16 protein-coding genes are annotated in these 22,615 nt (G+C 54.7%); 5 read left to right on the top strand and 11 right to left on the bottom strand.

Annotated features, from left to right (window positions below; genetic code table 11):
• Nucleotides 1-69 precede the first annotated feature (69 nt).
• The 4 genes from PRECH8_RS13540 to PRECH8_RS13525 all read right to left on the bottom strand — a co-directional run bounded on the left by PRECH8_RS13540 (nucleotide 70) and on the right by PRECH8_RS13525 (nucleotide 6,063).
• The gene (locus tag PRECH8_RS13540; protein ID WP_200967626.1) at nucleotides 70-1,752 is read right to left on the bottom strand and encodes a polysaccharide deacetylase family protein; all 1,683 of its coding nucleotides are present in this window, start codon (nucleotides 1,750-1,752) and stop codon (nucleotides 70-72) included.
• A 602-nt stretch (nucleotides 1,753-2,354) separates the two neighbouring features.
• A complete protein-coding gene (locus PRECH8_RS13535; protein WP_200967625.1) occupies nucleotides 2,355-4,085 on the bottom strand; it encodes an extracellular solute-binding protein in 1,731 nt (576 codons plus the stop codon).
• A 149-nt stretch (nucleotides 4,086-4,234) separates the two neighbouring features.
• Nucleotides 4,235-5,113 carry a carbohydrate ABC transporter permease gene (locus PRECH8_RS13530; RefSeq protein WP_200967624.1) on the bottom strand — a complete coding sequence of 293 codons (879 nt, stop codon included), beginning with the start codon at nucleotides 5,111-5,113 and terminating at the stop codon, nucleotides 4,235-4,237.
• Nucleotides 5,114-5,130: 17 nt separating this feature from the next.
• Nucleotides 5,131-6,063 (bottom strand): ABC transporter permease, encoded by a 933-nt coding sequence (locus PRECH8_RS13525; protein ID WP_200967623.1) that lies wholly within the window; start codon nucleotides 6,061-6,063, stop codon nucleotides 5,131-5,133.
• Between the two features lie 242 nt (nucleotides 6,064-6,305).
• On the opposite strand from PRECH8_RS13525, the gene PRECH8_RS13520 reads away from it, so the two are divergent.
• Together PRECH8_RS13520 and PRECH8_RS13515 are read left to right on the top strand one after the other, a co-directional pair.
• The gene (locus tag PRECH8_RS13520; protein ID WP_200967622.1) at nucleotides 6,306-8,066 is read left to right on the top strand and encodes a sensor histidine kinase; all 1,761 of its coding nucleotides are present in this window, start codon (nucleotides 6,306-6,308) and stop codon (nucleotides 8,064-8,066) included.
• Nucleotides 8,067-8,174: 108 nt separating this feature from the next.
• Nucleotides 8,175-9,893: a response regulator gene (locus PRECH8_RS13515; RefSeq protein WP_200967621.1), complete on the top strand. Its 1,719-nt coding sequence runs from the start codon at nucleotides 8,175-8,177 to the stop codon at nucleotides 9,891-9,893.
• 90 nt (nucleotides 9,894-9,983) lie between these two features.
• On the opposite strand, the gene bcp is transcribed toward PRECH8_RS13515, so the two are convergent.
• Nucleotides 9,984-10,457, bottom strand: a complete 474-nt coding sequence (gene bcp / locus PRECH8_RS13510) for a thioredoxin-dependent thiol peroxidase (protein WP_200967620.1) — start codon at nucleotides 10,455-10,457, stop codon at nucleotides 9,984-9,986.
• 367 nt (nucleotides 10,458-10,824) lie between these two features.
• Here bcp and PRECH8_RS13505 point away from each other — a divergent pair, with 367 nt between their 5' ends.
• A complete protein-coding gene (locus PRECH8_RS13505; RefSeq protein WP_200967619.1) occupies nucleotides 10,825-11,892 on the top strand; it encodes an LCP family protein in 1,068 nt (355 codons plus the stop codon).
• A gap of 462 nt (nucleotides 11,893-12,354) precedes the next feature.
• Nucleotides 12,355-13,668: a glutamate-1-semialdehyde 2,1-aminomutase gene (locus tag PRECH8_RS13500; protein ID WP_200967618.1), complete on the top strand. Its 1,314-nt coding sequence runs from the start codon at nucleotides 12,355-12,357 to the stop codon at nucleotides 13,666-13,668.
• Between the two features lie 136 nt (nucleotides 13,669-13,804).
• On the opposite strand, the gene PRECH8_RS13495 is transcribed toward PRECH8_RS13500, so the two are convergent.
• From PRECH8_RS13495 to PRECH8_RS13470, 6 genes are all read right to left on the bottom strand, one after another.
• On the bottom strand, nucleotides 13,805-14,644 hold the full coding sequence (locus PRECH8_RS13495) for an inositol monophosphatase family protein (protein WP_242457591.1): 840 nt from the start codon (nucleotides 14,642-14,644) through the stop codon (nucleotides 13,805-13,807).
• A gap of 99 nt (nucleotides 14,645-14,743) precedes the next feature.
• Complete coding sequence (locus tag PRECH8_RS13490) at nucleotides 14,744-15,565, bottom strand: sulfite exporter TauE/SafE family protein (protein ID WP_200967616.1); 822 nt, start codon at nucleotides 15,563-15,565, stop codon at nucleotides 14,744-14,746.
• 81 nt (nucleotides 15,566-15,646) lie between these two features.
• A complete protein-coding gene (gene rfbD / locus PRECH8_RS13485; protein WP_200967615.1) occupies nucleotides 15,647-16,510 on the bottom strand; it encodes a dTDP-4-dehydrorhamnose reductase in 864 nt (287 codons plus the stop codon).
• A 275-nt stretch (nucleotides 16,511-16,785) separates the two neighbouring features.
• Nucleotides 16,786-17,106, bottom strand: a complete 321-nt coding sequence (locus PRECH8_RS13480) for a hypothetical protein (protein ID WP_200967614.1) — start codon at nucleotides 17,104-17,106, stop codon at nucleotides 16,786-16,788.
• Between the two features lie 143 nt (nucleotides 17,107-17,249).
• Nucleotides 17,250-18,377 (bottom strand): D-alanine--D-alanine ligase, encoded by a 1,128-nt coding sequence (locus PRECH8_RS13475; RefSeq protein WP_200967613.1) that lies wholly within the window; start codon nucleotides 18,375-18,377, stop codon nucleotides 17,250-17,252.
• Between the two features lie 30 nt (nucleotides 18,378-18,407).
• Nucleotides 18,408-19,502, bottom strand: a complete 1,095-nt coding sequence (locus PRECH8_RS13470; protein ID WP_242457590.1) for an amidase domain-containing protein — start codon at nucleotides 19,500-19,502, stop codon at nucleotides 18,408-18,410.
• 187 nt (nucleotides 19,503-19,689) lie between these two features.
• Between PRECH8_RS13470 and acnA the strand changes: the two genes are divergently transcribed.
• Entirely contained in the window at nucleotides 19,690-22,395 is a 2,706-nt protein-coding gene (acnA, locus tag PRECH8_RS13465; protein ID WP_200967612.1) for an aconitate hydratase AcnA, read from the top strand.
• Nucleotides 22,396-22,615 lie beyond the last annotated feature (220 nt).

The raw sequence follows: 22,615 nt of genomic DNA, 5'->3' as shown, positions 1-22,615 counted from the left end.
TGCAGCCAAACTCTTAGAGACAACCTTCTTAGATACACTTCTCTATACCAACTTCACCTATACCAACCTCTATAGAGTTACGGTGCTCTGCTTTAACAGCGGATGACTCCAGATGCTGCCCATTCTATACTGACCGCTCACCTTCCACCAAACCCCTCGTCCATAACCTGTGTTCGGCATATCGATCCGCACCTGCTTCATCTCTTGATCCACGGAGTAAGAGGGAATCGATCCGCCCAGCATCTCCACCGTGCCTCGCAGCGGGACGAACAGCCTGCCGTCTATTTCTTCCAGCTGGACTGATGTCAGGGATCGTTCCTCCCCTCCCGGACCGCGCACGATCATGCTCTGCATTGCCGGATCATAGACTATCATGTGCCCGGCGATCTCCGCCCGATACCGATTATGCATCCGTGCAGGGTCAACCGCCGCCGGCCCCTTCATACCATCCGCTATCTGCGGCCGCATATCCTCGGCCTTCTCTAACGGTCCGCCCGCCGCTTTCCTCTCAACCTTCCACAACCGCCCGTCCAGCACCGCCGTCAACCGATCCAGCGGCACCTGATAGTGCCCATCAACGATATAGAATTCCCGCTCACTAAGCACCATGTTCCTCCCGTTGACCTGGAGCAGAAGCCTCTCCTCCGCTGCCGGATCCTGCCTCCAGCTTTTTAAACTATGCTCCCGCAACCCATTTTCCCTTAACGTCCGAAAATCCATGATTCTCTCCATAAACTGCTCGTGTTGCTGGAAGCTGATCTTCCTCTTCCATTTGAGCTTGCCCAGGCTGAACTGCCGCGGCTGCACGCTCGGATCCAGCACGTCAAACGCATATCCCTGCTCCTGATAGTAACGAATGATCTCGGGCAGGGCTTTAACCGTCTCTTCATGCCCTGCTCCGTCATGCAGCAGTACATGGATCTCATGTTTCAGAGGAGCGCTCACCACATTGTATAAGATTTCATCCGCGGGCACTCCCCGCCGTTTCGCATCTCCGCTGTCCACGTCCCAGTCATAGACGATATATCCCGCTTGTTCCATATAGTAAGCATAGAACGGATCAAAATTCTGATGCGTCCCGCCCGGCGCCCGGAATAACCTGCTTCGCTTCCCGGTCAATTGATAGATGATTTCATCCGTTTGCAGCACCTGGTCCCACAATCCTCCAAATTCCTCATACAACTCCGCATATCTGTGATTGTAGGTATGATTGCCGATCGCATGCCCTTCCTGCGCCATTCGCTTCACCAGATCCGCGTGCCGCTCTGCAGCCTCTCCCAACACGAAGAATGTCGCCGCAATCCCTTCCTCCGCCAAGATATCCAGTACTTGCTCCGTTAATTTTGACGGACCGTCATCGAAGGTCAGGTAGACCGTGGGCCTTTCCGGCACGCGATACCTTTTCTCCTCTTGGAGCGCCATTTTCCCATAGGTCAGCTGTTCATAGATCGCTCTCGCATGATTTGTCTCGATTCTATCATTCGTTAACTCAGGTGTTCGCCGATCTGCCAGCTCCAACGTTCTAACTCGAGACTCGGCTTTCTGCACAGCTCTATCATCCAGCAAGTTCGGCGGAACCTCCGCTTCCCCGGCATAGACGATCGCATCATTTAGATCTCCGCGGGACACAGCTGCCGTGAACAGAAGCACGAACAGCAAAGCCAGAGCCGCTCCCCTGCTCCGCCGCACCCTGCGCTCCCTTCCCGGCCCTCTCAAAGCGGCGCGATCGCAAGCTCCTTCCCTCAACATCATCCATCCCAACCTCCGCTCTTCTAGTTGCTAGATTATATGGATGAGTTGAAGCTTTTAGACCTGACATCACTAGATAAAATAGAGTCGCCATAGAGTCGCCGCCCCTTTCCCCTCCTTATTGTTCATCATCCCCTTCGCTCAGGTTCTTCATCTCGCTGCTTTCTGCTCACTGCGCAATTCACTTCCTGAGTCAATGGAATAATCATAAAAAGTCCCCCCGCGGACTACGACACTCTGTCCTGAGCGAAAAACTCCTTCCAAAAAAATCGGGACTGCCCATCAACCAGTATTCACTGGTTTTGGACAGCCCTTACGTGTGCGTACGAGTATGCAAGTAAGCAGATTCGGTGTGAGACATCAATTATTATTGACTCAGGGCGCGAGGTGGCGGGATTGGCGTGTGAGAGCATAATTTCTGTCGTCTCAGACTCATCAAAGCAGATCCTGCGTGCGTATCAACAACTATTGTCGTCTCAGGACCCACCAAGACAGACACTGCACGCGTATCAACAACTATTGTCGTCTCAGAACCGCACGATCTTCTCAATCCCGCCAAGTCAGATCCAACCTGCGCTGTCTGAGCCCAACGGCTCGATCCCCGCTTATTTCACGCTGTTATACCAGTCGTTGACTTCCTGCGTGATGGTCTCGCCGCCAGACGTCAGCCAGTTCTCCACCATCGTGTCGAACTCGTCGATGGATGCTTGCCCGTAGATGATCTTCGTGTAGGTCTCGTTCACCATTTTGTTCAGCAGTTCGTTCTTGCTCTGCATCGTCTCCGTCAGCGGACCGGTGTAGTAGTTCTTCATGCGGATGTCCTTCTGATCCATGATGACCTTCATCGCGTCGATGTTCTCTTTGGTGCGGTACGAAGCCAGAGACTTCTCATAAGGCGTCTCCGGCGGCTCGCCGTTAGCCAGCTTCACCATTGCTTCCGCGTAGAGCGTCGGAATGCGCGCGCCTTCATAGGTCAGGGTGTAGTAGATCGGATTGACGATCTGATCATCCACATTGCCCGGGAACAGTTCCGGATAGCTTGCCACATCGCTCGTGATCGAGCCGTCCGGCAGCAGCGCGTAGTCATACCCTTCGGCAAAACCGTTCGCAAACTCGCTGCCCGGAGCCGGATTGGCCATATGATCGAAGAACCAGTTGTAATAGTGCAGGATGGCTTCCGGATGCTTCGCATTTTTGTTGATGAAGATATAACCGTTCACCGGCGGGTTGCCGCCCGCTGTGCCGATCAGTCCGTCCGGTCCGGCTGGAATCGGATAAGCCTTGAACTCGGCTTCCGGGACATTCCGCTTCAGATCAGGCAGCGGCCAGTCCGGAATCCAGTTCGGACCCACCATCATCCCTGCCTGCCCCTTCGTGAAGAATTCCGCTCCGCCCACCTCATCCTTCAGCGCCGTATCCTGATGCAGATAGCCCTTCTCCATCCAGCGCTTCAGCGTCAGCAGCGCGTCCTTCGCCCGCGGGTCGATCGAGCCGAACATCAGGCTGCCGTCCTCCATCATGTTCCATTGCCCCGGCATCGTGCCGTATGCGCCGAAGACGAAGCCGATATCCGTCATCCAGTTGTTGAAGCCGTTCTTGAAGCCGGCAGCCAAGCCGATCGTATCAGCCAGGCCGTTGCCGTCAGGGTCCCCGTTGACGAAGGCATCCATCACCGCCTCCATCTCCTCCAAGGTGGTCGGCGCCTTAAGGTTCAGCTTGCGCAGCCAATCTTCGCGAATCCAAAGCGCCTGATCCCCGTTATATGCGTAATCGAGGATCGGCAGCGCCATCTTCTTGCCGTCACGGGTGATCGGATACCAGATCGTCGGGTCCAGTGCCAGCCCTTTCTTATACTCTTCTCCGGCATATTGCTCGATCAGCTCATCCACCGCCATGAATTGGCCGGAGTCGATGAGCAGATTCACCGTCTCCATGTCGCCGCGGTAGACGACCACATCGGGCATCTCGCCGCCCGAGGACAGTTCGAGGCGGAGTTTGTTCTTATAGCCGTCGTTGGTATTCGTCACGACCCAGTTGTATTTGATCTCGATGCCGAGCCGTTCCTTGATCAGACGGGTGTGCACATTGTCCTCGATCGTCTCCCCTTCCTTGAAGACCGCGGCATTCTGATCGAGTCCCTTCACCGTCGTCAGGACGATCGGCGGATCGTACCGCTCACCATTCCATTCGCCTTCGCCGGATTCACCATTCTGGTTCTGGCTTTGATTCCGATTCCCGTCATTGCCGCTTGACTTGTTGTTATTGCCGGTCATTGAACATGCTGCAACGGTTAGAGCCAGAAGCAAGACCAGAGCTGATAACCACCATTTTCTCATGTTCCTTCCCCCATTCGTTCGTGATGAACATCTGTTTTCGATTAACACTATATAAAATGATCAAAACAGGTTACATACCCTTTAATTTGTATTGATGCTATTTTATTCACTATTTTTGTCTTTTCTCATTCACCCAGATTTCCCGACACTTACTCCTTTACCGCACCGAGGACGATTCCCTTTACAAAATATTTCTGCAAGAAGGGATACACCAGGAGGATGGGCAACGTGCCGATGAAGATCTGCGCTGACTTCACCGTACGCTGCGAGATATTCTTCAGTACATTCACATCGGGATTGATCTTGTTAAAATCCTGCTGCACGATGACCGTCTGCAGGAACGTGGCTAACGGATAGTTGCGGTAGTCAGAGATATAGAGCAGCCCGTCGAACCAGGAATTCCAGTGGAAGACCATCGTAAACAGCGAGATCGTCGCCAGCGCCGGCAAGGAGATCGGCAGATAGATGCTCACCAAGGTCCGAAACTGCCCGGCCCCGTCGATCACCGCCGCCTCCTCGAGTTCCTTCGGTACATTGCGGAAGAAGTTCATCAGCAGCACCATGTTGAACACATTGACCGCGGTCGGCAGGACCAGCGCCCACATGGTGTTCATCAGCCCGTAGGTGCGGATCGTCATGTAGGTCGGCACGATCCCCCCGTTGAACAGCATCGTCACAAGGAAAAACCACGTATAGAATCGTCTGCTGCGGAAGAAGGACTGATCCTTGGACAGGGCATAGGCAGCGAGGGTGATCACCGCCATGCCGATGAGCGTTCCCAGCACCGTCCGCTCCGCCCCGATCAGCAGGGCTTTGTGGAAATTCGGATTCTGGATCGTCTGCGCATAGGCATCGGTATTAAAGTCGATCGGCCACAGCTTAACCATGTTCGCGTTGGCCGGAGCGCTGCCGCTGAAGCTCACCGCCAGGATATGGATGAACGGCAGGAGGCAGCTTAAGCTGATCAAGACGAGCAGGATATGGTTGCATACGGAGAAGATCCGGTAGCCTTTGGTCTTGTAGTACACTTCCCAGCCCACTCCCTCTAGAAGATTCTGTAGTTCGCATAGCGGTATGCCAAGCGGTAGGCGATGACGATGAGCACCGTACCCACCACAGACTTAAACATACCGACGGCGGTGCCGAAGCTGTATTGACCGTTTAGGATCGCCGTCCGGTAGACGAAGGTATCGATGATATCCCCTTTGTCGTAGACCAGCGGCGTATACAGGTTGAAGATCTGGTCGAAGCCGGCGTTCAGGATATTGCCGAGGGACAAGGTGCCCACGACCACAGCGATCGGGATCATCGCCGGTATCGTGATATGAATCGTCTGCCTCCAGCGGCTTGCCCCATCGACCTCCGCCGCTTCATAGAGGGACGGGTTTATGCCGGCGAGCGCGGCGAGGAAGACGATCGTGTTAAACCCGAAGTTCTGCCACACATCGCTGACGACCACAGTGAAGCGGAACCAGTTGCCGTCGCCCAGCCAGAAGATCGGCTTCAGACCGAGAGCGCGCATCGTCGCGTTTACGATGCCGTCGCTGCCCAGCATATCGATGAGGATTGCACCGAGGATAACCCAAGAGATAAAGTGCGGCAGGTAGACGATGGTCTGCACCACACGCTTAAACAGCATCTTGCGGACCTCATTCAGCATCAGGGCGAAGACGAAGGGCGCTGCCAAGCCGAATACGATCTTCAGGCCGGAGATGACGAAGGTATTGATGATCACCTGTTTGCTGTCCGGATATTGGAACATGAACTCGAAGTGCTTCCAGCCCACGAAGGGGGAATGGAAGATACCGTCATAGGGTTTAAAATCTTGAAACGCCATCACAAGGCCGAACATCGGCACATACGCAAACAAAACAACTGCGATCACCGCCGGCAGCACCATCAGATGAAGGGGCCACGTCAAGCGGTACCGCTCCCTTCCCTTTCTGCCGGATCGGGCTAAGGAAGCCTTGGAAGCCATGCGATACTCCTCCCCCTGTTTTCACCACAATGACAATGATTTGTTGATATTTATACCTCGTTTTGTCATAGTTAATTGTAACAACCCCGGCCTTGCCGCTATAGACCCGGGATTTTGGATGGATGCCAATTTCTTTGTGATCTCGATCGGAACGCATATTGGGTCTTTTAATCGTCACTTAATTTGGTCTAGAATCAATCTTGCAGCTTGTTCACCACATCCGCCGAAGGAGGCGCATCGCATTGACGTGGCGTTATAACACCTTTACACGGATCATCGGCTTCTTAATCGCCGTGTTAATACCGGTCATCTTTTTGTATGCGTTTTCAAATAAGGTCAGCATGGATGTTCTGCGCAGAGAGATCACCGCCCTGAAGGAGAAGGACATCATCTTCTTCGCCAACGAGCTGGATGCCTCGCTGAGCAACATCTTCCGCCTCGGTCTGCTCCTCAGCCAGGACATCCATATCCAGAAGATCCGCACCCTTCACCTGCTCTCCGGCTATGATCGCTATGCGGAGAAGCTGCGCATCCTGGAACGCCTGCAGCTGCTGAATGCCGCCGGCAAATGGGATACCCAGTACAGCATCCTGTCGCCGGAGAACGGCGAGATGGTGTCAACGAGCTCCACCCTCTTGGACTTCGATATGGAGGTTCTCACAGACCGCTTCACGACAACCTGGGATCTGCGCAGCGGCAGAATGGTATACGGCGGCCATGCGGAGGAGCGGTTTTTCCGCCATCTCATCCAACCCTTGAACGCAGGCATCGGCGAAGCCGGGTTGATCGTAGAGATGTCCTTTAACCGCGAAGAACTGGTGCGGGATCTCGATCTATTCAAACTCGGGGGAAGCGGAGATCCCTTCCTGCTTTCACCCAGCGGGCGAGTGATCGCCAACAGCACTTCGAATGAACAGATCACTGAGGAGATCGTTCAGCGGATCGGCTTACAGGACCCCGTGCAGCATCACAATCACATCCTACGCATCGCTGATTCGGAGTATCTGCTGAATATTCGCGAGGTGCCTTCCCTCTCCTGGTACGTCGTCGATTATGTACCGATCGATACGGTAACCCGGCCGATCCTGACCAGCCGCAATCTGTTCTACGGCTCGATCGGCCTCCTGCTGATCATGAGCATCTTCGCCGCTTATATGCTGTATCAGAACGTTCAGCGTCCGATCTTCCAGCTGATCCGCAGCGTCCATAAGCTGAAGATCGGCGACTACTCCGTCCGTCTGACGAACCGTCCCAACAACGAATTCACCTTCCTGTTCGATCGGTTCAACGAGATGGCGGCGGAGATCGAACAGCTCATCCAGAAGGTCTATGTGGAACAGCTGCGCTCCCGCGAGGCCAATCTGAAACAGCTGCAGTCGCAGATCAATCCGCACTTCCTATACAATTGCTTCGCGCTGATCCGCAGCTTAACCCGCTTGGGCAAGACGGATTCCGTGATGGAACTCGCTCTGCATCTGAGCAAGTATTACCGCTATACGACGCGGCTCGAGAAGCTGACGGCGACGATCGAAGAAGAGATGGAGCTGATCGACAGCTATCTGCGCATCCAACAGCTCCACATCCATCATCTGACATACAAGATCGAGGTGCCGGAGGAGATGCATCGTCTGGAGATTCCGCGTCTCCTGCTGCAGCCGATTGTGGAGAATGCCATCATCCACGGCATCGAGAAGGTCGAGCATGACGGCTGGATCGAGGTGCGCGGCGGTCAGAACGACCGTTTCCACTACATCCTGGTGCGCGACAACGGCGCCGGGATGAACGATGAACAATTAGCGAAGGTGCGGCATGAAGTCGATCATGCGCCCAGTGACGAGACCGGCTGCGCTCTGTGGAATATCAAGCAGCGCCTGCGCCTGCAGTTCGGCAGCGAAGCCGATCTTCTGTTCCATCGTCCGTCCGAAGGCGGGGTGGTCGTGGAGATCCGGTGGCCGCGGACGAAGCCGCTGGCATCTTCTCTCCCGCAGGCAGGTGAGGGGTAAGGATACTGCGAAGGTTAACGATGTTTATAACCTTAATGACGTAATTAATGAAGTTAATGACATTAATGAAGTATACGACCTTGATGACATCAAGAAAGGAGCATCACCATGCACAGCTTGCTTATCGTAGACGATCAGATCGACTTAGCCGACGACTTGGCGGCGAATGTGCCGTGGCATAAGGCCGGGATCACCGGTGTCTACAAAGCCTATTCCGCCCAGGAAGCCCTGGACATGATGCAGACGGAAGCGATCGACGTCGTCATCACCGATATCAAGATGCCCGGGATGTCCGGCTTGGAATTCATCAGCAAAGTGCGCGCCGTATGGCGGGACGTCAAGCTGATCCTGCTGTCTGGATACTCGGAGTTCGAATACGCGCGCACCGCTCTGGCACATCAGGTCAGCGATTATCTCTTAAAGCCGGCTTCCGATCAAGAACTGCTGGAGGCGGTGCAGCGGGCGGTCCAAGAGCTCGACGAGCAGTGGCGCAGCGTCGCCTCGGCCCGCCGGGCACAGCAGACATTGAAGGAGAACTTGCCGATCCTGCGCCAGTCCCTGCTCCTCGACCTGCTGAACAGCCGCAGGTTCCGGCCGGCGGAGCTTGCGCGCAAGCTGGAACTGCTGCGCCTTCCCTTCACGACGGAACGCCCTGTCTCGCTGATGCTGGTCCGTTTGGAAGATCACTTCGATCAGTATGAACATGAGGACCTCTCACTGCTCGAATACGCCTTCACCAATATCGCCGATGAGATCTTCAGCGATGAATTCCACACCTGGCATGCCAAGGAGGTGCACGACTACTGGGTCTTCCTCCTCCAGCCGATAGCAGGAGGAGCATCCGGCGCCGAAGAAGCAGAACCTCCGCATCCCCCGGCCGGAAGCAGCAGCCGAGCAGCCTCCGATGCTGACGAAGAACCCTCGAGCGACTCACAGCTCCTGCCCTCAAGCAGCAGCCCATTGGAACGCAAAGCCGCGATGCTGCAGCATTACGTCAAGCAGTATCTGAAGGGGACGATCTCCATCATCCTGCACGAGACGTGCCGCTTCCCAGAGGAGATCTCGGAGCGGTACGACAGCCTGCTCATCCAGTTCCTGCAGCGGATCGGCAGCGAGAGAGAGCTGCTCATTAACTCCACCCATGCCGTTGAACGAGGCACCGCCCGCCATCTGGCGCAGTTATATGAGCCGCCGCAGCTGCTGCACCTGCTGGAGGCGGGACAGTGGCAGCCCCTGCGCGAGAAGCTGGAGGCGGTATTCACTGCGCTGGATAAGGATTGGGCGGATTCTCACGAGCATATCCTCGAGGTCTATCACACGATCGTCGCCGCCGTCAGCTGTACCGTTCACAAGAAGAAGCAATGGCTCTCCGAGCTCCTGCCCGGCGAATATGAACGCTTCGTCTCGGGGATGGGATTTCATACGATCGCTCAGCTCCGGGATTGGACCTTCCAGGTGATCGATGCGCTTGAGGCGCACTATGCCAGCGTTCGGTACGACAGCCGCCAGGATCTCATCCTGCAGATCCAAGCGTACGTCGCCGAGAACCTGGCGGATGCGACGCTGCAGTCCATCGCCGATCATGTCTATCTGAATCCCTCTTACCTGTCGAAGATCTATAAACTCGAGACCGGCGAGGGCATCAGCGATTATCTCTTCCGCCTGCGCATGGAGCGGGCTGCTCATCTCCTGCAGTCGACGAACCTGAAGGTGTATGAAGTAGCCGAGCGGCTGGGTTATCAGAAGACGAGTTATTTTATCAAGCTGTTCAAAGACCGCTACCAATGCACTCCGCAGGAATTCAAAGAACGCGCCGGTCGCCCCTGAGCTCACCCGCAGCAACAAAGGGAGCATCACGCACACGCTGCGCTGCCGCCTATGACCGTGTGCATGAGCTCCCTTTACTTATGCGGATTCTTATCCAAGAGAACGGATGTATTCCAGAGCTTCCTTCACGTGATCCTTTACTCTCACATTGCGCCATTCTTTGAGCAGAGTGCCATCCTTGCCGATGATGAAGGTTGAACGCACGATGCCGAAGTAAGTCCGGCCGAAGTTTTTCTTCTCCTGCCATACGCCGTACAATTCAGCAGCTTCATGCTCCTCATCGGACAACAGTTCGAAGGGCAGCTGATATTTCTCAGCAAACTTCTCATGCCGGCTCAGCGGATCGGTGCTGACGCCGAGGATCACCGCGTCTAGTTCGGTAAACTCCTGATGATGGTCGCGGAAATCGCATGCCTGGGTCGTACAACCGGGGGTCATATCCTTCGGATAAAAATAGAGCACCACATATTTGCCCCTATAATCCGATAATTTGACCTCTTTGCCGCTTACAGAAGGCAGCGTAAAGTCCGGCGCCGCTTGTCCGACCCGAGGCAGATGATTCATTGTTTGTTGATGCTGTGCATTATTTTCCATTCTTCCTACCTCCCCGTGATTCGCTGATCATTTCATCCTCCTCCATCCCATCCGCACTGCGGAAGGCATGCAGATCGTTGTTCACCGCCGTGCTCCAAAATCAGCTGCGTATAAACTTGCTCAATATTTGCTCAAATTCTATAATAAAATAATGACTGTATTTCTTTGGAATAAGATCACTGCACACCGATGGGACGATCACAACGTCTATTAACATGTTCATGATACCACGACGATCTGCGGCGATAAAGTTAACCCCGTTAACCATCAACCGTCATAACCATTATGATCGGGAAGATCTCCGCCAACGATCGTCAGATGAAAGGAAGAACTCATCTTGAATACCGCGCTGAAGAGAGTACTGATTAGTCTAGCTGTCCTGTTGTTGCTTGGCATTTGCGGGTACGGCGGATACTATGTATATTCGATTATCAAGTTTGGCCATGGGATCGGAGATGATGATTCGGATCTCAAGCGATATGAACAGGAACTGCGCAAACAGAATCCTGACGCCTATATTCCCGAAGAACCACCGGGATGGGAGGGCACCGAACGCGTCAATATCCTGCTACTGGGCGGGGACGCGCGCGGACTGACGAAGAACGAAGCTCCCCGCTCCGATACGATCATGCTGGCTTCCATCGATCCGACGACGAAGCAGGCCTATCTCTTCTCGATTATGCGGGACACGTATACGAAGATTCCGGGCCATTACTCCAACCGGATCAACACAGCCCTCGCTCTCGGCGGTCCGAATCTCGCCATGGAGACCGTCGGCAATCTGTTGGATCTTGATATTCAGTATTATGTTTTCGTTGATTTTGAGGGCTTCATTCAATTGATCGACGCCCTCGGCGGCATCGAGTATGAAGTCGAGCGCAATATGTACTACTACGATCCCACGGATCCGAAGTATAAGATTGATCTGAAGAAGGGACTGCAGGTTCTCGACGGGGAAAAAGCTCTCCAATACGTGCGCTTCCGCCGCGACCGGCTTGGTGATTACACGCGTACGGAACGCCAGCGCAACCTGATGAGCGCTCTGGCGAAGAAGTTGACCAGCACGACGTCCCTGCTCACCCTGCCGAATACGCTCAAAAAGATCGAGCCTTATATCACAACGAATATTCCCTTCGATAAGATGCTGCCGCTCGCTTCCCTAGCCTATGAAAGCTCTAAGAAGGAGATCGTCACCGCCCAGCTTCCGCCCATGGAACTGCTCCGCGAGGAGAACATCAACGGCATGGAGGTCATCACCGTGAACGAACAAGCGCTGCGCGATTATGTACAGCAGTTGTTCGAACAGACGGAGCAGGCCGAGCAGGCGGATCAGACAGATCAAACAGATCAAACAGATCAATCAGAGCCAACAGAGCAAACAGGGCGTAAAGATCAGAACGAGTAAACGGAACCGACTGGACAGACTGATCAAACACAATAGCTGGTCCAACCAGAACTGTCTAAGCACATTGGGTACACGTCGTCGGGCTCACGGGTAGATCCGTCCTGGCGAATCGTGAGACGATAAGATGTATCGTTTCAGCCATTGCGATGGCAGATCTCGAGGCTGAGACGATACATACTGTTGATTCAGATCCGATAAAGACGGCTGCCCACGTGAGACAACAAAAAACATCGACATAAACCATTGACTCCGTGCACTATTATGTCCAAGACCGAGGATGCTCCCCCATCCCCGGTCGTTTTTTTGATTGATGACTTTCCATCCCGTTTCCGATGCTTTGATGCGAACTATGAATCCCGCGGAAAAAAATGATATCCTTAATACGAATGAAATACTAATGAACTGAAATATAATGCCAGACATCCGACCTTTAACAACATCCGATCACAGGAGGACTATATGATGAGAAGAACCCGTTCAGAAGCATTGCACCAGGAGGCACTGCAGCATATCGTCGGCGGGGTGAACAGCCCCTCCCGCTCCTTCCAAGCCGTCGGCGGCGGTGCTCCTGTCTATATGAAACGCGGACAAGGCGCCTACTTCTGGGACGAGGACGGCAACCGCTATATCGACTATCTCGCAGCCTATGGGCCGATCATCCTGGGACATGCCCATCCCCATGTGACGGCGGCGATCAAGCGGGCGGCGGAGAACGGCACGCTCTTCGGCACGCCGACGGAGCTTGAGAATACCTTCGCCAAGATGCTGAAAGCAGCGATCCCGAGCCTGGACAAGGTCCGCTTCGTCAACTCCGGCACCGAAGCCGTGATGACGACGATTCGCGTCGCCCGTGCTTATACCGGCCGGACCAAACTGATCAAGTTCGCCGGCTGCTATCACGGCCATTCGGACCTCGTCCTTGTCGCTGCGGGTTCCGGCCCTTCCACCCTCGGCATCCCGGACAGCGCCGGCATCCCTGTCAGCATCGCCCACGACGTCATCACCGTGCCGTTCAATGATCTGGACGCCCTCCGCGAAGCCCTCGAACGCTGGGGAGATGAGGTGGCGGCGGTCATGGTGGAGCCGATCGTCGGCAACTTCGGCATGGTCATGCCGAAACCGGGCTTCCTCGCCGGCCTCTGCCGCGCTGCCCGTGATGCAGGAGCACTGGTCATCTATGATGAAGTGATCAGCGCCTTCCGCTTCCACTACGGCTCAGCGCAGACCTATGCCGGGATGCCCGACGAACATGCGGCGATCGAACCGGATCTCACGGCCATGGGCAAGATCATCGGCGGGGGGCTGCCGATCGGGGCCTACGGCGGCCGCAACGAGATCATGGAGCAGGTGGCGCCCCTTGGGCCGGCTTATCAAGCCGGCACGATGGCCGGCAATCCTGCATCGATGTCCGCCGGCATCGCCTGCCTCGAAGTGCTGCAAGACCCGGCACACTATGAGAAATTGGACCGCCTTGGTGCCAAGCTGCAGCGGGGTCTGGAAGAAGCCGCTGCTGAGGCCGGCATTCCGCTGCAGGTGAACCGGATCTGCGGTGCCTTGTCGACGCATTTCTGCGACCATCCGGTGACCAACTACGCAGAAGCCCAGGATACGGACAGCGAGATGTTTGCGGCGTTTTTCCGGGAGATGCTTAATCGCGGCATCCTCTTAGCACCGTCCAAATATGAAGCCTGGTTCCTGACGATTGCGCACACCGATGAGGATATCGATGTGACGATCGAAGCCGCTGCAGAAGCCTTCAAAGCGATCAAACGCTGAGTCCAGCATTGTATACCCGCTCATACCTGAAACAGAAGAGCCAAGGGAAATCTGCTTGCTCGCAGATCCCCTTGGCTCTACTCGTATCGATTCCACTTCCCCCTCAATCCATGCTCGGACGCCTTGGCGGAATCTGTTAGTCGTAGTAGTTCTTAAAACATTTCAGCAGCTCATCATGGATATGTCCATTCGTCGCCGCGATATCCGTCGTCTCCAGCGTATAAGGATTGCCTTGGAGGTCTGTAACGCGTCCGCCCGCTTCCTGAACGAGCAGCACGCCCGCGGCCACGTCCCAGACATTAAGGCTCGGCTCCCAGAAGCCGCTTATTCTTCCTGCGGCCAGATAAGCCAAGTGCAGAGCCGCGGAACCCGAGGTGCGGATATTGCGCACCTTAGGTACGATCTCGGTGAACTTCTGCAGATGGCGATCGCTCCGATCCTGCGGCGGGAAACCGCTCGCCATCAGGCTCTCGCTCAGACGAAGTTCCCGCGATACACGAATCTGGCGTCCCTTCAGATAGGCTCCCTTGCCCTTCTCGCTCACGAACATCTCGTCCCGCAGCGGATCATAGATGACACCAGCTGCGAGTTCTCCCTCGTGGACGAGTCCGATGGACACGCAGAAGAACGGGAAGCCGTGCACGAAGTTCGTCGTCCCATCGATCGGATCGATGATCCAGAGATATTCTTCGTTTCTCATCTTCTCCAGGGCGCGTTTTGCACCCTCTGGACCTGGTTCGACGCTCTCTTCTCCGAGGATGGCATGGTTCGGGAAGTACGTATTGATCAAGTTCGTGATCAACTTCTCCGCCCCTTGGTCCACTTCTGTGACAAGGTCCTGGGAGGATGTTTTCTCCTCAAGGTTCTCATACGATCCCAGTTTGCTCTTGATCCACTCTCCCGCCTTCGCCGCGGTATTCACCGCAACTGCAACGGGGCTCTTGCCGGCTATAGAAGTCACAATTCTCTCAGCCACTGTCTCCACTCCCTTAATCCATTAATCAACATCAACATGCATCCATGCATCTATATGCTGACGAAGTCCTGCGCTTAACGGCTGGATACAGCCCGGACATCAACCTGTCAGTCCGGATATGATGAGACGCAGAGCGATCCACAGCAGCGCGATCCGCAAGGTCCACAGCAACACTTTGCTGCTGACCCGCTGCGAGATCCGAGCTCCTGACCAGCCGCCGATCAGCGCGCCCGGAATGAGGAACGCCGCGCTCAGCCAATCGATCTCTCCCAAGTAGATATGCGTTGCGCTGCCGATGATCGAGGACCAGAGGATGACGAACATCGAAGTCGCGGACGCGATCTGAGGCGGAAAGCGATACAGCAGCATCATCGCCGGTACGAACAGCGACCCGCCGCCTATGCCGAAGAGACCGGAGGTAAGCCCGACGGCAAGTCCGACCAGTGCCGCGCTCCAATAATTGTACCCGTACGTCCACTGGGTCCCGTCTCGATCGGTATACGTACGCTTGATCGGCCAATCCGCTTGGATCGGGCGAAGCTTATCCCGCACAAGCATCGGCACCGCCATCAGCAGCATGAATAGACCGAATCCAAGATCGAAAGCCCTGCCTTCAAAAGCACTGGTAAGCGTCGCACCAAGCACCGAGGAAGGAGTGCTGATCAGCGTAAATAACCAACCGCTGCGGTAATCGATCTTACCCTGGCGCATATAAGTGATCGTCGAGGACAGCCCCGTGAAGATCAGCATGGTCAGCGATGTCCCGACGGCAATCGGCGCAGGCATCGCCGCACCTAAGAGCTGCTCGGATAACATGAGCAAAGCCGGAACGACGAGGAAACCTCCGCCTAGTCCGATTAAGCTTCCGATCACTGCTGCCAATAGTCCGATGAAAAATAAAGCCAAATAACCAATCGTCATGGATATCTCCTAACTGCTGCAATACAACGACATGGCCCTATGTAGATTCTAACATAAGTTGCGTTGGAGAGTGAATATGAATTAACACACCTTTCCATCCCGCCCCGCATGCTCCCGCAGATAATCCTTCAGCGCATCCTGCCAGTGGCGCATCGGAGCGAATCCTTCACTGCGGATCGCCATCGCCTCGAGGACCGAATACCGCGGCCGCTTCGCCGGCCGGGGGTAGAGCTCCGTCGGTATGGGAATCAGCGGGATATCTTGATTCAACAAGGCGAAGATAGACGCCGCAAATTCATACCAAGAGCATGATCCGCTGTTCGCTGCATGATAGATGCCGTACTTGGATGTGCTGATCAACATGCTGACAAAACGCGCCGCATCCACCGTATATGTCGGCGACCCGATCTGATCATCGACGACCTGAATCTCCTGCTTCTCCGCGGCAAGGGACAGCATCGTCTTCACAAAATTCTTCCCCTGAGCTCCGTACAGCCAGGATACGCGGACAATGTACCAGCGGCTGGTCAAGGATCGGACCAACTCTTCACCGGCGTATTTGGAACAGCCGTACACATTGACCGGGTTCGGCGCATCATACTCAAGATACGGGCTTCCCTTCTCCCCGTCGAAGACATAATCCGTGCTGATATAGCACAGCTTCGCACCGACCTCTTCAGCGGCAGCGGCGATATTGCGCGTGCCCGCGGCATTTACCCGAAACGCAGCTTCGGGTTGAGCCTCCGCCTCATCCACAGCGGTGTAGGCTGCAGCATGAATGACGGCGTCGGGCTTAAGCCTCCGCATCGCTTCGAACACCCGCTTCTCATCGGTGATATCCAGCCTTCTGCGGTCATAGCCATGCACAGCATACCCCGCAGCTTGCATATGGATGCTAAGATCCCTTCCCAGTTGTCCGCCCGCACCGATGATCATCACTTTCATCGGGAGCACCTCCTTCGCAGGTGGTATCCAAGCCTAAGCCCAGAAACCATAGGCCGCCAACTTCAGCGCAAAACTGCCTCTTACCTACTCTATGAGGGAACCCCTTGTACTAATGACTAGTGAAGAGATATGCAGTTCGTATAAGCCCCTTGCAACGCCAAAGCCGCGGCATGTTCCTCACCCAAGACATAAACCGTCTTAAGGCGACAATCATACCGCGGCTCTGATATTCCATCGTTTCCGATGATGGGTTCTGATAAACTTTGATCTATGATTCAGCTCTGCTGCTCCGAAAAATACATCTCATGCCCCAGCTTCGTCAGGATTTCCGATTCCTCCGGGGTCAACTTCCGCACCAGATCCATCTCCACCTTCGTGACTTCCTCGCCTTGGAAATTGATCTCGGCGATCGACGCGGTGATGAGCACGATGGCTGCGGCTGCATTGTCCGGTGTGTAGGCAATGGCTTTCTGGCCGGTCGGATAGATGCGGAAACCGCTCTTGATCATCGCGGTTCGGCCGTATTCCAACAAGTCGTCCAGTTCTTTCTCCGATTTGAACTTGCATACTGAATGAAATTCCGATTGAAATCCCATACCGGTGTCCTCCTCCAGGAAACTTGGACTTGTCAGCACCAGTTTACCATGTATGGACGCATAACGCACGTTCAGCCCGCTTACTCACCGCCTATGAGCGCTGAGCTAACTTTCCAAACAGATGGATAGATCGCGATTCGTACTTACAATTCGTAGCCGTAATCCAGCTTCTGCCGCTCTTCATAGCGTTCAATCGCCAGCCGGATCAGATCATCCAGAAGTTCACGATAGGATTTGCCGCTTTCCTTCCACAGCAGCGGATACATGCTGTACGGCGTGAAGCCGGGCATCGTATTCACTTCATTGATCAGGATCGCCCCGTCAGACTTTCTGAGGAAGAAGTCCGCCCGGCACAATCCCGAACCATCGATCGCCTTAAAAGCACGAATCGCCATCTCCCGTACTTGTTCCGTCTGCTCCGGCGTCAGATCCGCAGGGATGATCATCGCTGATTTGCCGTCGACATATTTGGCCTTATAATCGTAGAATTCGTTCGACGAAACAACCTCTCCAGGCACGCTCGCTATCGGCTCGTCATTCCCTAAGACGCTGACCTCGATCTCCCGGGCATCGACGAACTCTTCTACGATCACCTTGCGGTCGTAGCGGAATGCCAGCTTAACTGCCTCAAGCAGTTCCTCCCGGTTCCTTACCTTCGAGATGCCGACGGAAGATCCAAGATTTGCAGGCTTGACGAAACATGGATAGCCAAGGGCCGTCTCAATCTCCAATATGTAATAGGACTGTCTTCTCTCCCAATCCGTCCGCGTAAACCCGCGGAAGATGCATTGCGGCAAACCCTCTTGGGCGAATAACTTCTTCATCACGATCTTATCCAACGCCACGGCGGATGCCAGGACACCTGCTCCCACATAGGGGATCCCGGCCATCTCGAATAATCCCTGGATCGTGCCGTCCTCGCCGAAGGTTCCATGAAGCAGCGGGAAGACTACGTCCAGATCCGTCAGCGCGGCTTGCCCTGATTCGCTGCGGACGCCCTCTCTCGAATGCCTGTACTCCAGCAGTTTGCCTACAGCCTGTTCATCTTCCAACGTGCGCTGTCCTTCCAGCATCAGCTGCTGCTGGGATTTGGGCGGACCGATCATCAGATCGCCCTTTCGCCATTCACCGGATTTGGTGATATAGTAAGGAACAATCTCATATTTGTCATAATCAAAATTAGAAAGTACCGAGAACGCCGTGGCAAGGGATACTTTATGCTCTCCTGATCTTCCCCCGTAGACGACGCCGATACGCAGCTTTCCTGCCATGCTATACCCTCCGCTGATCATAATCTAAAGTCAAAAATAATCTGCTATATGAAAAAAACGGTACCGCGTCCGTTCCGTCCAAGCCGGCGAATCGCGGTAACTCCATAATCGCGCGCGACTGTTCGCGGTATGTGCATTCACAAGCGGTTCTCCGGCGGCATCAAACCCCGTGACGATCGTGCTGTGCTGGTATGTGCCGTCGCCGTCCCAGTCGTAGATGATCACATCGCCGATGTTTAATTCATACGGGGTTTGCACGATTTCCGCTTGCAGACCGTTGCGGCTTAACGCTAGATAGCGCTGCAGGGCATGAGAAACCGCCCAACTGTAGCTCCACCATTCCCGGTTGTCCTTACGCCCTTGATACCACCAGCCGGATTCCCTTCTACCAGTATAGTGCATCGGAGCACCGCCTGCCAAGATGCACTGGGAAACATAATTTGTGCAATCAACGGCAAATTCGATATATGCTGGGTTTGATATATTCCAGTATTTGTCTGCATATTGTTTCGCGAGCTGGCGATTATATCTTTTTTTCCGCGATCCTTGATACAAGACTTCATCGTATGGAGTGCCATGCAGCAGATAGGTGTTGAGAAGCGGTCTTGGTCTTTGCTCCGTGCTCAATCCATCGGATTCATAGGTTGCTGCAGCATCTCCTGTATTCCTTGGAGGCGCTCCTGCCTGCCGTTCCTGGACGACGGGTTCAACCTTTGTGATCCGCCAGCCGCCGCCCGTACGCTGCAAAGAGACCTGCTCCAGCACGACCTGCTCTTCATCGTAATGATCGTTCAACTGCTCATAGGTTATCCGCATCTCGAATCTAAGATCCGCCCGGACTCGGTCTCCCTCTTCGCAAGCGTTCAGCAGCCTCGCCCGCGTCTGTGCGCATAGCGGCCTCACGTTCCGCCTGCGTCGATCATAAGTGATCGTCTTCAGCAGGCGTTCCCTTCGTTCCAGGTAAGCCATATCATCAACCGCTGTACCCAGTGCACCGATCTGACCTGTCGCGGCTGATTCATTCATGATTTGGGCATATTCATACAAAACCATTCTCCAATCCGAGGACAAAGCTCCGCCCCCCTTCTCACCGCCATCGATCACCATCAACAGATCACCGTTCATCCATATCCTTCCACACTGTTCAATGTGATATATATGTCAATCTCGTACAAAAAATGACTTTACGTATGCCCCAGGAAGCGCTATACTTAATGTAGTGTAAATTATGAAATGGAGTTTCAACTAGTGAAACGAAGGCATGGCATCATGATCATGAAGCTGTGCACTACGATGATAGGAGGCTGAAGAGATGGCTTACAAAGACGCATTCTCGGTTCGTTCAACGCTTGAGCTTGGCGGTAAGACCTACCACTACTTCTCACTGAACGAATTCGCGAAGAGACATGGTGATGTATCCCGCCTGCCCTTTTCCATCAAAGTCTTGTTGGAAGCAGCCATTCGTCAATTTGACGGCAGAGCGATCACCGAGGATCACGTAAAGCAGATCGCAACCTGGGCTGAAAACCAAGACAGATCCAAAGAAATTCCCTTCATTCCTTCTCGGATCGTCCTCCAGGACTTCACCGGCGTACCCGTCGTAGTAGACCTGGCAGCGATGAGAGATACGGTGCATCGCGCCGGAGGTGATCCGAAGCGGATCAATCCGCTTGTACCCGTAGACCTGGTCATCGACCACTCCGTGATGGTGGATGCCTTCGGAACGAAGGATGCCCTGGAGTACAACATGAAGATCGAATTCGAACGCAACAAGGAGCGCTACCGTTTCCTGCGTTGGGCGCAGACGGCCTTTGATAACTTCCGTGCCGTACCTCCGGCCACAGGAATCGTTCACCAAGTGAACCTGGAATATCTGGCAAGCGTAGCTGCGACCAAAGAAGTCGACGGCGAGACCTATGTCTTCCCGGATTCCCTGGTCGGTACAGACTCCCATACAACGATGATTAACGGACTTGGCATCGTCGGCTGGGGTGTCGGCGGCATCGAAGCAGAAGCCGGCATGCTGGGGCAGCCGCTGTACTTCGTGACACCTGAGGTCATCGGCTTCAAACTGACAGGCAAACTGGCCGAAGGAGCTACGGCAACTGACCTTGCGCTGACGATCACGGAGATGTTGCGCAAGAAGGGCGTTGTCGGCAAGTTCGTCGAGTTCTACGGCTCCGGATTGAGCAATATCAGCCTGGCAGACCGCGCGACCGTTGCCAACATGGCACCTGAGTACGGCGCAACGATGGGCTTCTTCCCTGTTGATGAGGAGACCTTGAACTATCTGCGCAACACAGGCCGTACAGAAGAGCAGATCGCTCTGGTCAAAGCTTACTATGAAGCACAAGGCATGTTCCGCACTGATGATATGGAGGATCCGATCTTCAGCGATACGATTGAGTTGGATCTGTCCACCGTCGTACCATCCCTTGCCGGTCCGAAGCGCCCGCAAGATCGAATCGAACTGACGAATATGAAACAATCCTTCAACGAAATCATTCGCCAGCCGATCGATCAAGGCGGCTACGGTTTATCCGAGGAGAAGCTGAACGAAACCGTCGAGATCAAGCATCCGAACGGCGAAGTTTCGAAGATCGGTGCAGGTTCCGTAGTGATCGCAGCGATCACAAGCTGCACAAACACCTCGAACCCGACGGTGATGATCGGTGCAGGTTTGCTTGCGAAGAAGGCCGTCGAGAAGGGCCTGAAGAAACCGGCTTATGTCAAGAGCAGCTTGACACCTGGTTCGCTGGTTGTCACCGAGTATCTGCGCAAGGCGAATCTGATCGAGCCGCTTGAAGCCCTCGGTTTCCACGTAGCGGGTTACGGCTGCGCGACATGTATCGGTAACTCTGGTCCGCTGCCGGAAGAAGTCAGCCAAGCGATCAACGATCACGACCTGACCGTGGCATCGGTTCTGTCCGGTAACCGCAACTTCGAAGGTCGCGTACACGCGCAAGTGAAGATGAACTATCTCGCTTCGCCGCCGCTTGTCGTTGCCTATGCGCTGGCCGGTACCGTGAATATCGACCTGACTAAGGATCCGATCGGCTACGACAAGGATAACAATCCGGTCTATCTGAAGGACATCTGGCCTTCCAGCGCTGAGATCCGCGATACGATGGCGCAAGCAATCACTGCGGATATGTATCTGGAGAAGTACAAGAACATCTTCACCGCCAACGAACGCTGGAACGAGATCGACGTACCAGAAGGCGATCTATATGAGTGGGATCCGAATTCCACTTACATTCAAGAGCCGCCGTTCTTCCAAGGACTCACCCCAGAGCCGGATGATATCAAGCCGATCAAGGGCGCAAGAGCTCTGGCCCTGCTTGGCGACTCCGTCACCACAGACCACATCTCGCCAGCGGGTAACATCAAAGTCGACAGCCCTGCCGGCAAGTACTTGATCGAGCGCGGCGTCGAGCGCAAAGACTTCAACTCCTACGGTTCCCGCCGTGGTAACCATGAGGTCATGATGCGCGGTACCTTCGCCAACATCCGCATCCGCAACCAGATGGCACCGGGCACCGAGGGCGGCGTAACGACCTACCTGCCAACCGGCGAGATCGAACCGATCTACGATGCCGCGATGAAATACAAAGAAGCAGGTACTCCGCTCGTTGTCATCGCAGGCAAGGAATACGGCACGGGCAGTTCCCGCGACTGGGCAGCGAAGGGTACTTACCTGCTCGGCGTGAAGGCCGTCATCGCGGAGAGCTTCGAGCGCATCCACCGCAGCAACCTTGTCGGCATGGGCGTGCTTCCGCTGCAATTCGCTGACGGCCTGAGCTGGAAGTCCCTCGGCATCACCGGCCGCGAGACCTTCGATATCGAAGGTTTGGACAACAACATCCAACCTGGGCAACGTCTGACGGTCAAGGCGACCCGCGAAGACGGCAGCAGCTTCGAATTCCCGGTCATCTGCCGCCTCGACAGCATGGTCGACGTCGACTACTACCGCAACAGCGGCATCCTGCAAACCGTCCTGCGCCAGATCATGAACTAACAAATCAGGCACCGCTTGGACCAATCAGACCGATTGGACCAAGTCGGTGCCTTTCCTATTACATCCTGTTACCATCCTGGCCTTTTGCAACCTGTAACCTGCGTCTTCAGATTTCATCCTAAATTTAGGACACATCCTCCCCGCCGGCGCCTGTTTTTCGGTTTTTGTCCTGTTTTTAGGACAAAACCGATCAGTTCGCGGTCAAGTCCGAAATTGTGTG

This window comes from Insulibacter thermoxylanivorax (assembly GCF_015472005.1).
In the GTDB taxonomy this organism is placed as follows: domain Bacteria; phylum Bacillota; class Bacilli; order Paenibacillales; family DA-C8; genus Insulibacter; species Insulibacter thermoxylanivorax.
The sequence above is the reverse complement of the archived record's forward strand: the minus strand, read 5'-3'. Positions and strand labels throughout refer to the sequence as shown.

Bases quoted from the DNA above. Each gene is read 5' to 3' on its own strand.
- PRECH8_RS13470 (WP_242457590.1), bottom strand. From the start codon at position 19,502: ATGAACGGTGATCTGTTGATGGTGATCGATGGCGGTGAGAAGGGGGGC.
- acnA (WP_200967612.1), top strand. From the start codon at position 19,690: ATGGCTTACAAAGACGCATTCTCGGTTCGTTCAACGCTTGAGCTTGGC.
- bcp (WP_200967620.1), bottom strand. From the start codon at position 10,457: ATGAATCATCTGCCTCGGGTCGGACAAGCGGCGCCGGACTTTACGCTG.
- PRECH8_RS13525 (WP_200967623.1), bottom strand. From the start codon at position 6,063: ATGGCTTCCAAGGCTTCCTTAGCCCGATCCGGCAGAAAGGGAAGGGAG.
- PRECH8_RS13535 (WP_200967625.1), bottom strand. From the start codon at position 4,085: ATGAGAAAATGGTGGTTATCAGCTCTGGTCTTGCTTCTGGCTCTAACC.
- PRECH8_RS13500 (WP_200967618.1), top strand. From the start codon at position 12,355: ATGAGAAGAACCCGTTCAGAAGCATTGCACCAGGAGGCACTGCAGCAT.
- PRECH8_RS13540 (WP_200967626.1), bottom strand. From the start codon at position 1,752: ATGATGTTGAGGGAAGGAGCTTGCGATCGCGCCGCTTTGAGAGGGCCG.
- PRECH8_RS13475 (WP_200967613.1), bottom strand. From the start codon at position 18,377: ATGGCAGGAAAGCTGCGTATCGGCGTCGTCTACGGGGGAAGATCAGGA.
- PRECH8_RS13480 (WP_200967614.1), bottom strand. From the start codon at position 17,106: ATGGGATTTCAATCGGAATTTCATTCAGTATGCAAGTTCAAATCGGAG.
- PRECH8_RS13515 (WP_200967621.1), top strand. From the start codon at position 8,175: ATGCACAGCTTGCTTATCGTAGACGATCAGATCGACTTAGCCGACGAC.
- rfbD (WP_200967615.1), bottom strand. From the start codon at position 16,510: ATGAAAGTGATGATCATCGGTGCGGGCGGACAACTGGGAAGGGATCTT.
- PRECH8_RS13490 (WP_200967616.1), bottom strand. From the start codon at position 15,565: ATGACGATTGGTTATTTGGCTTTATTTTTCATCGGACTATTGGCAGCA.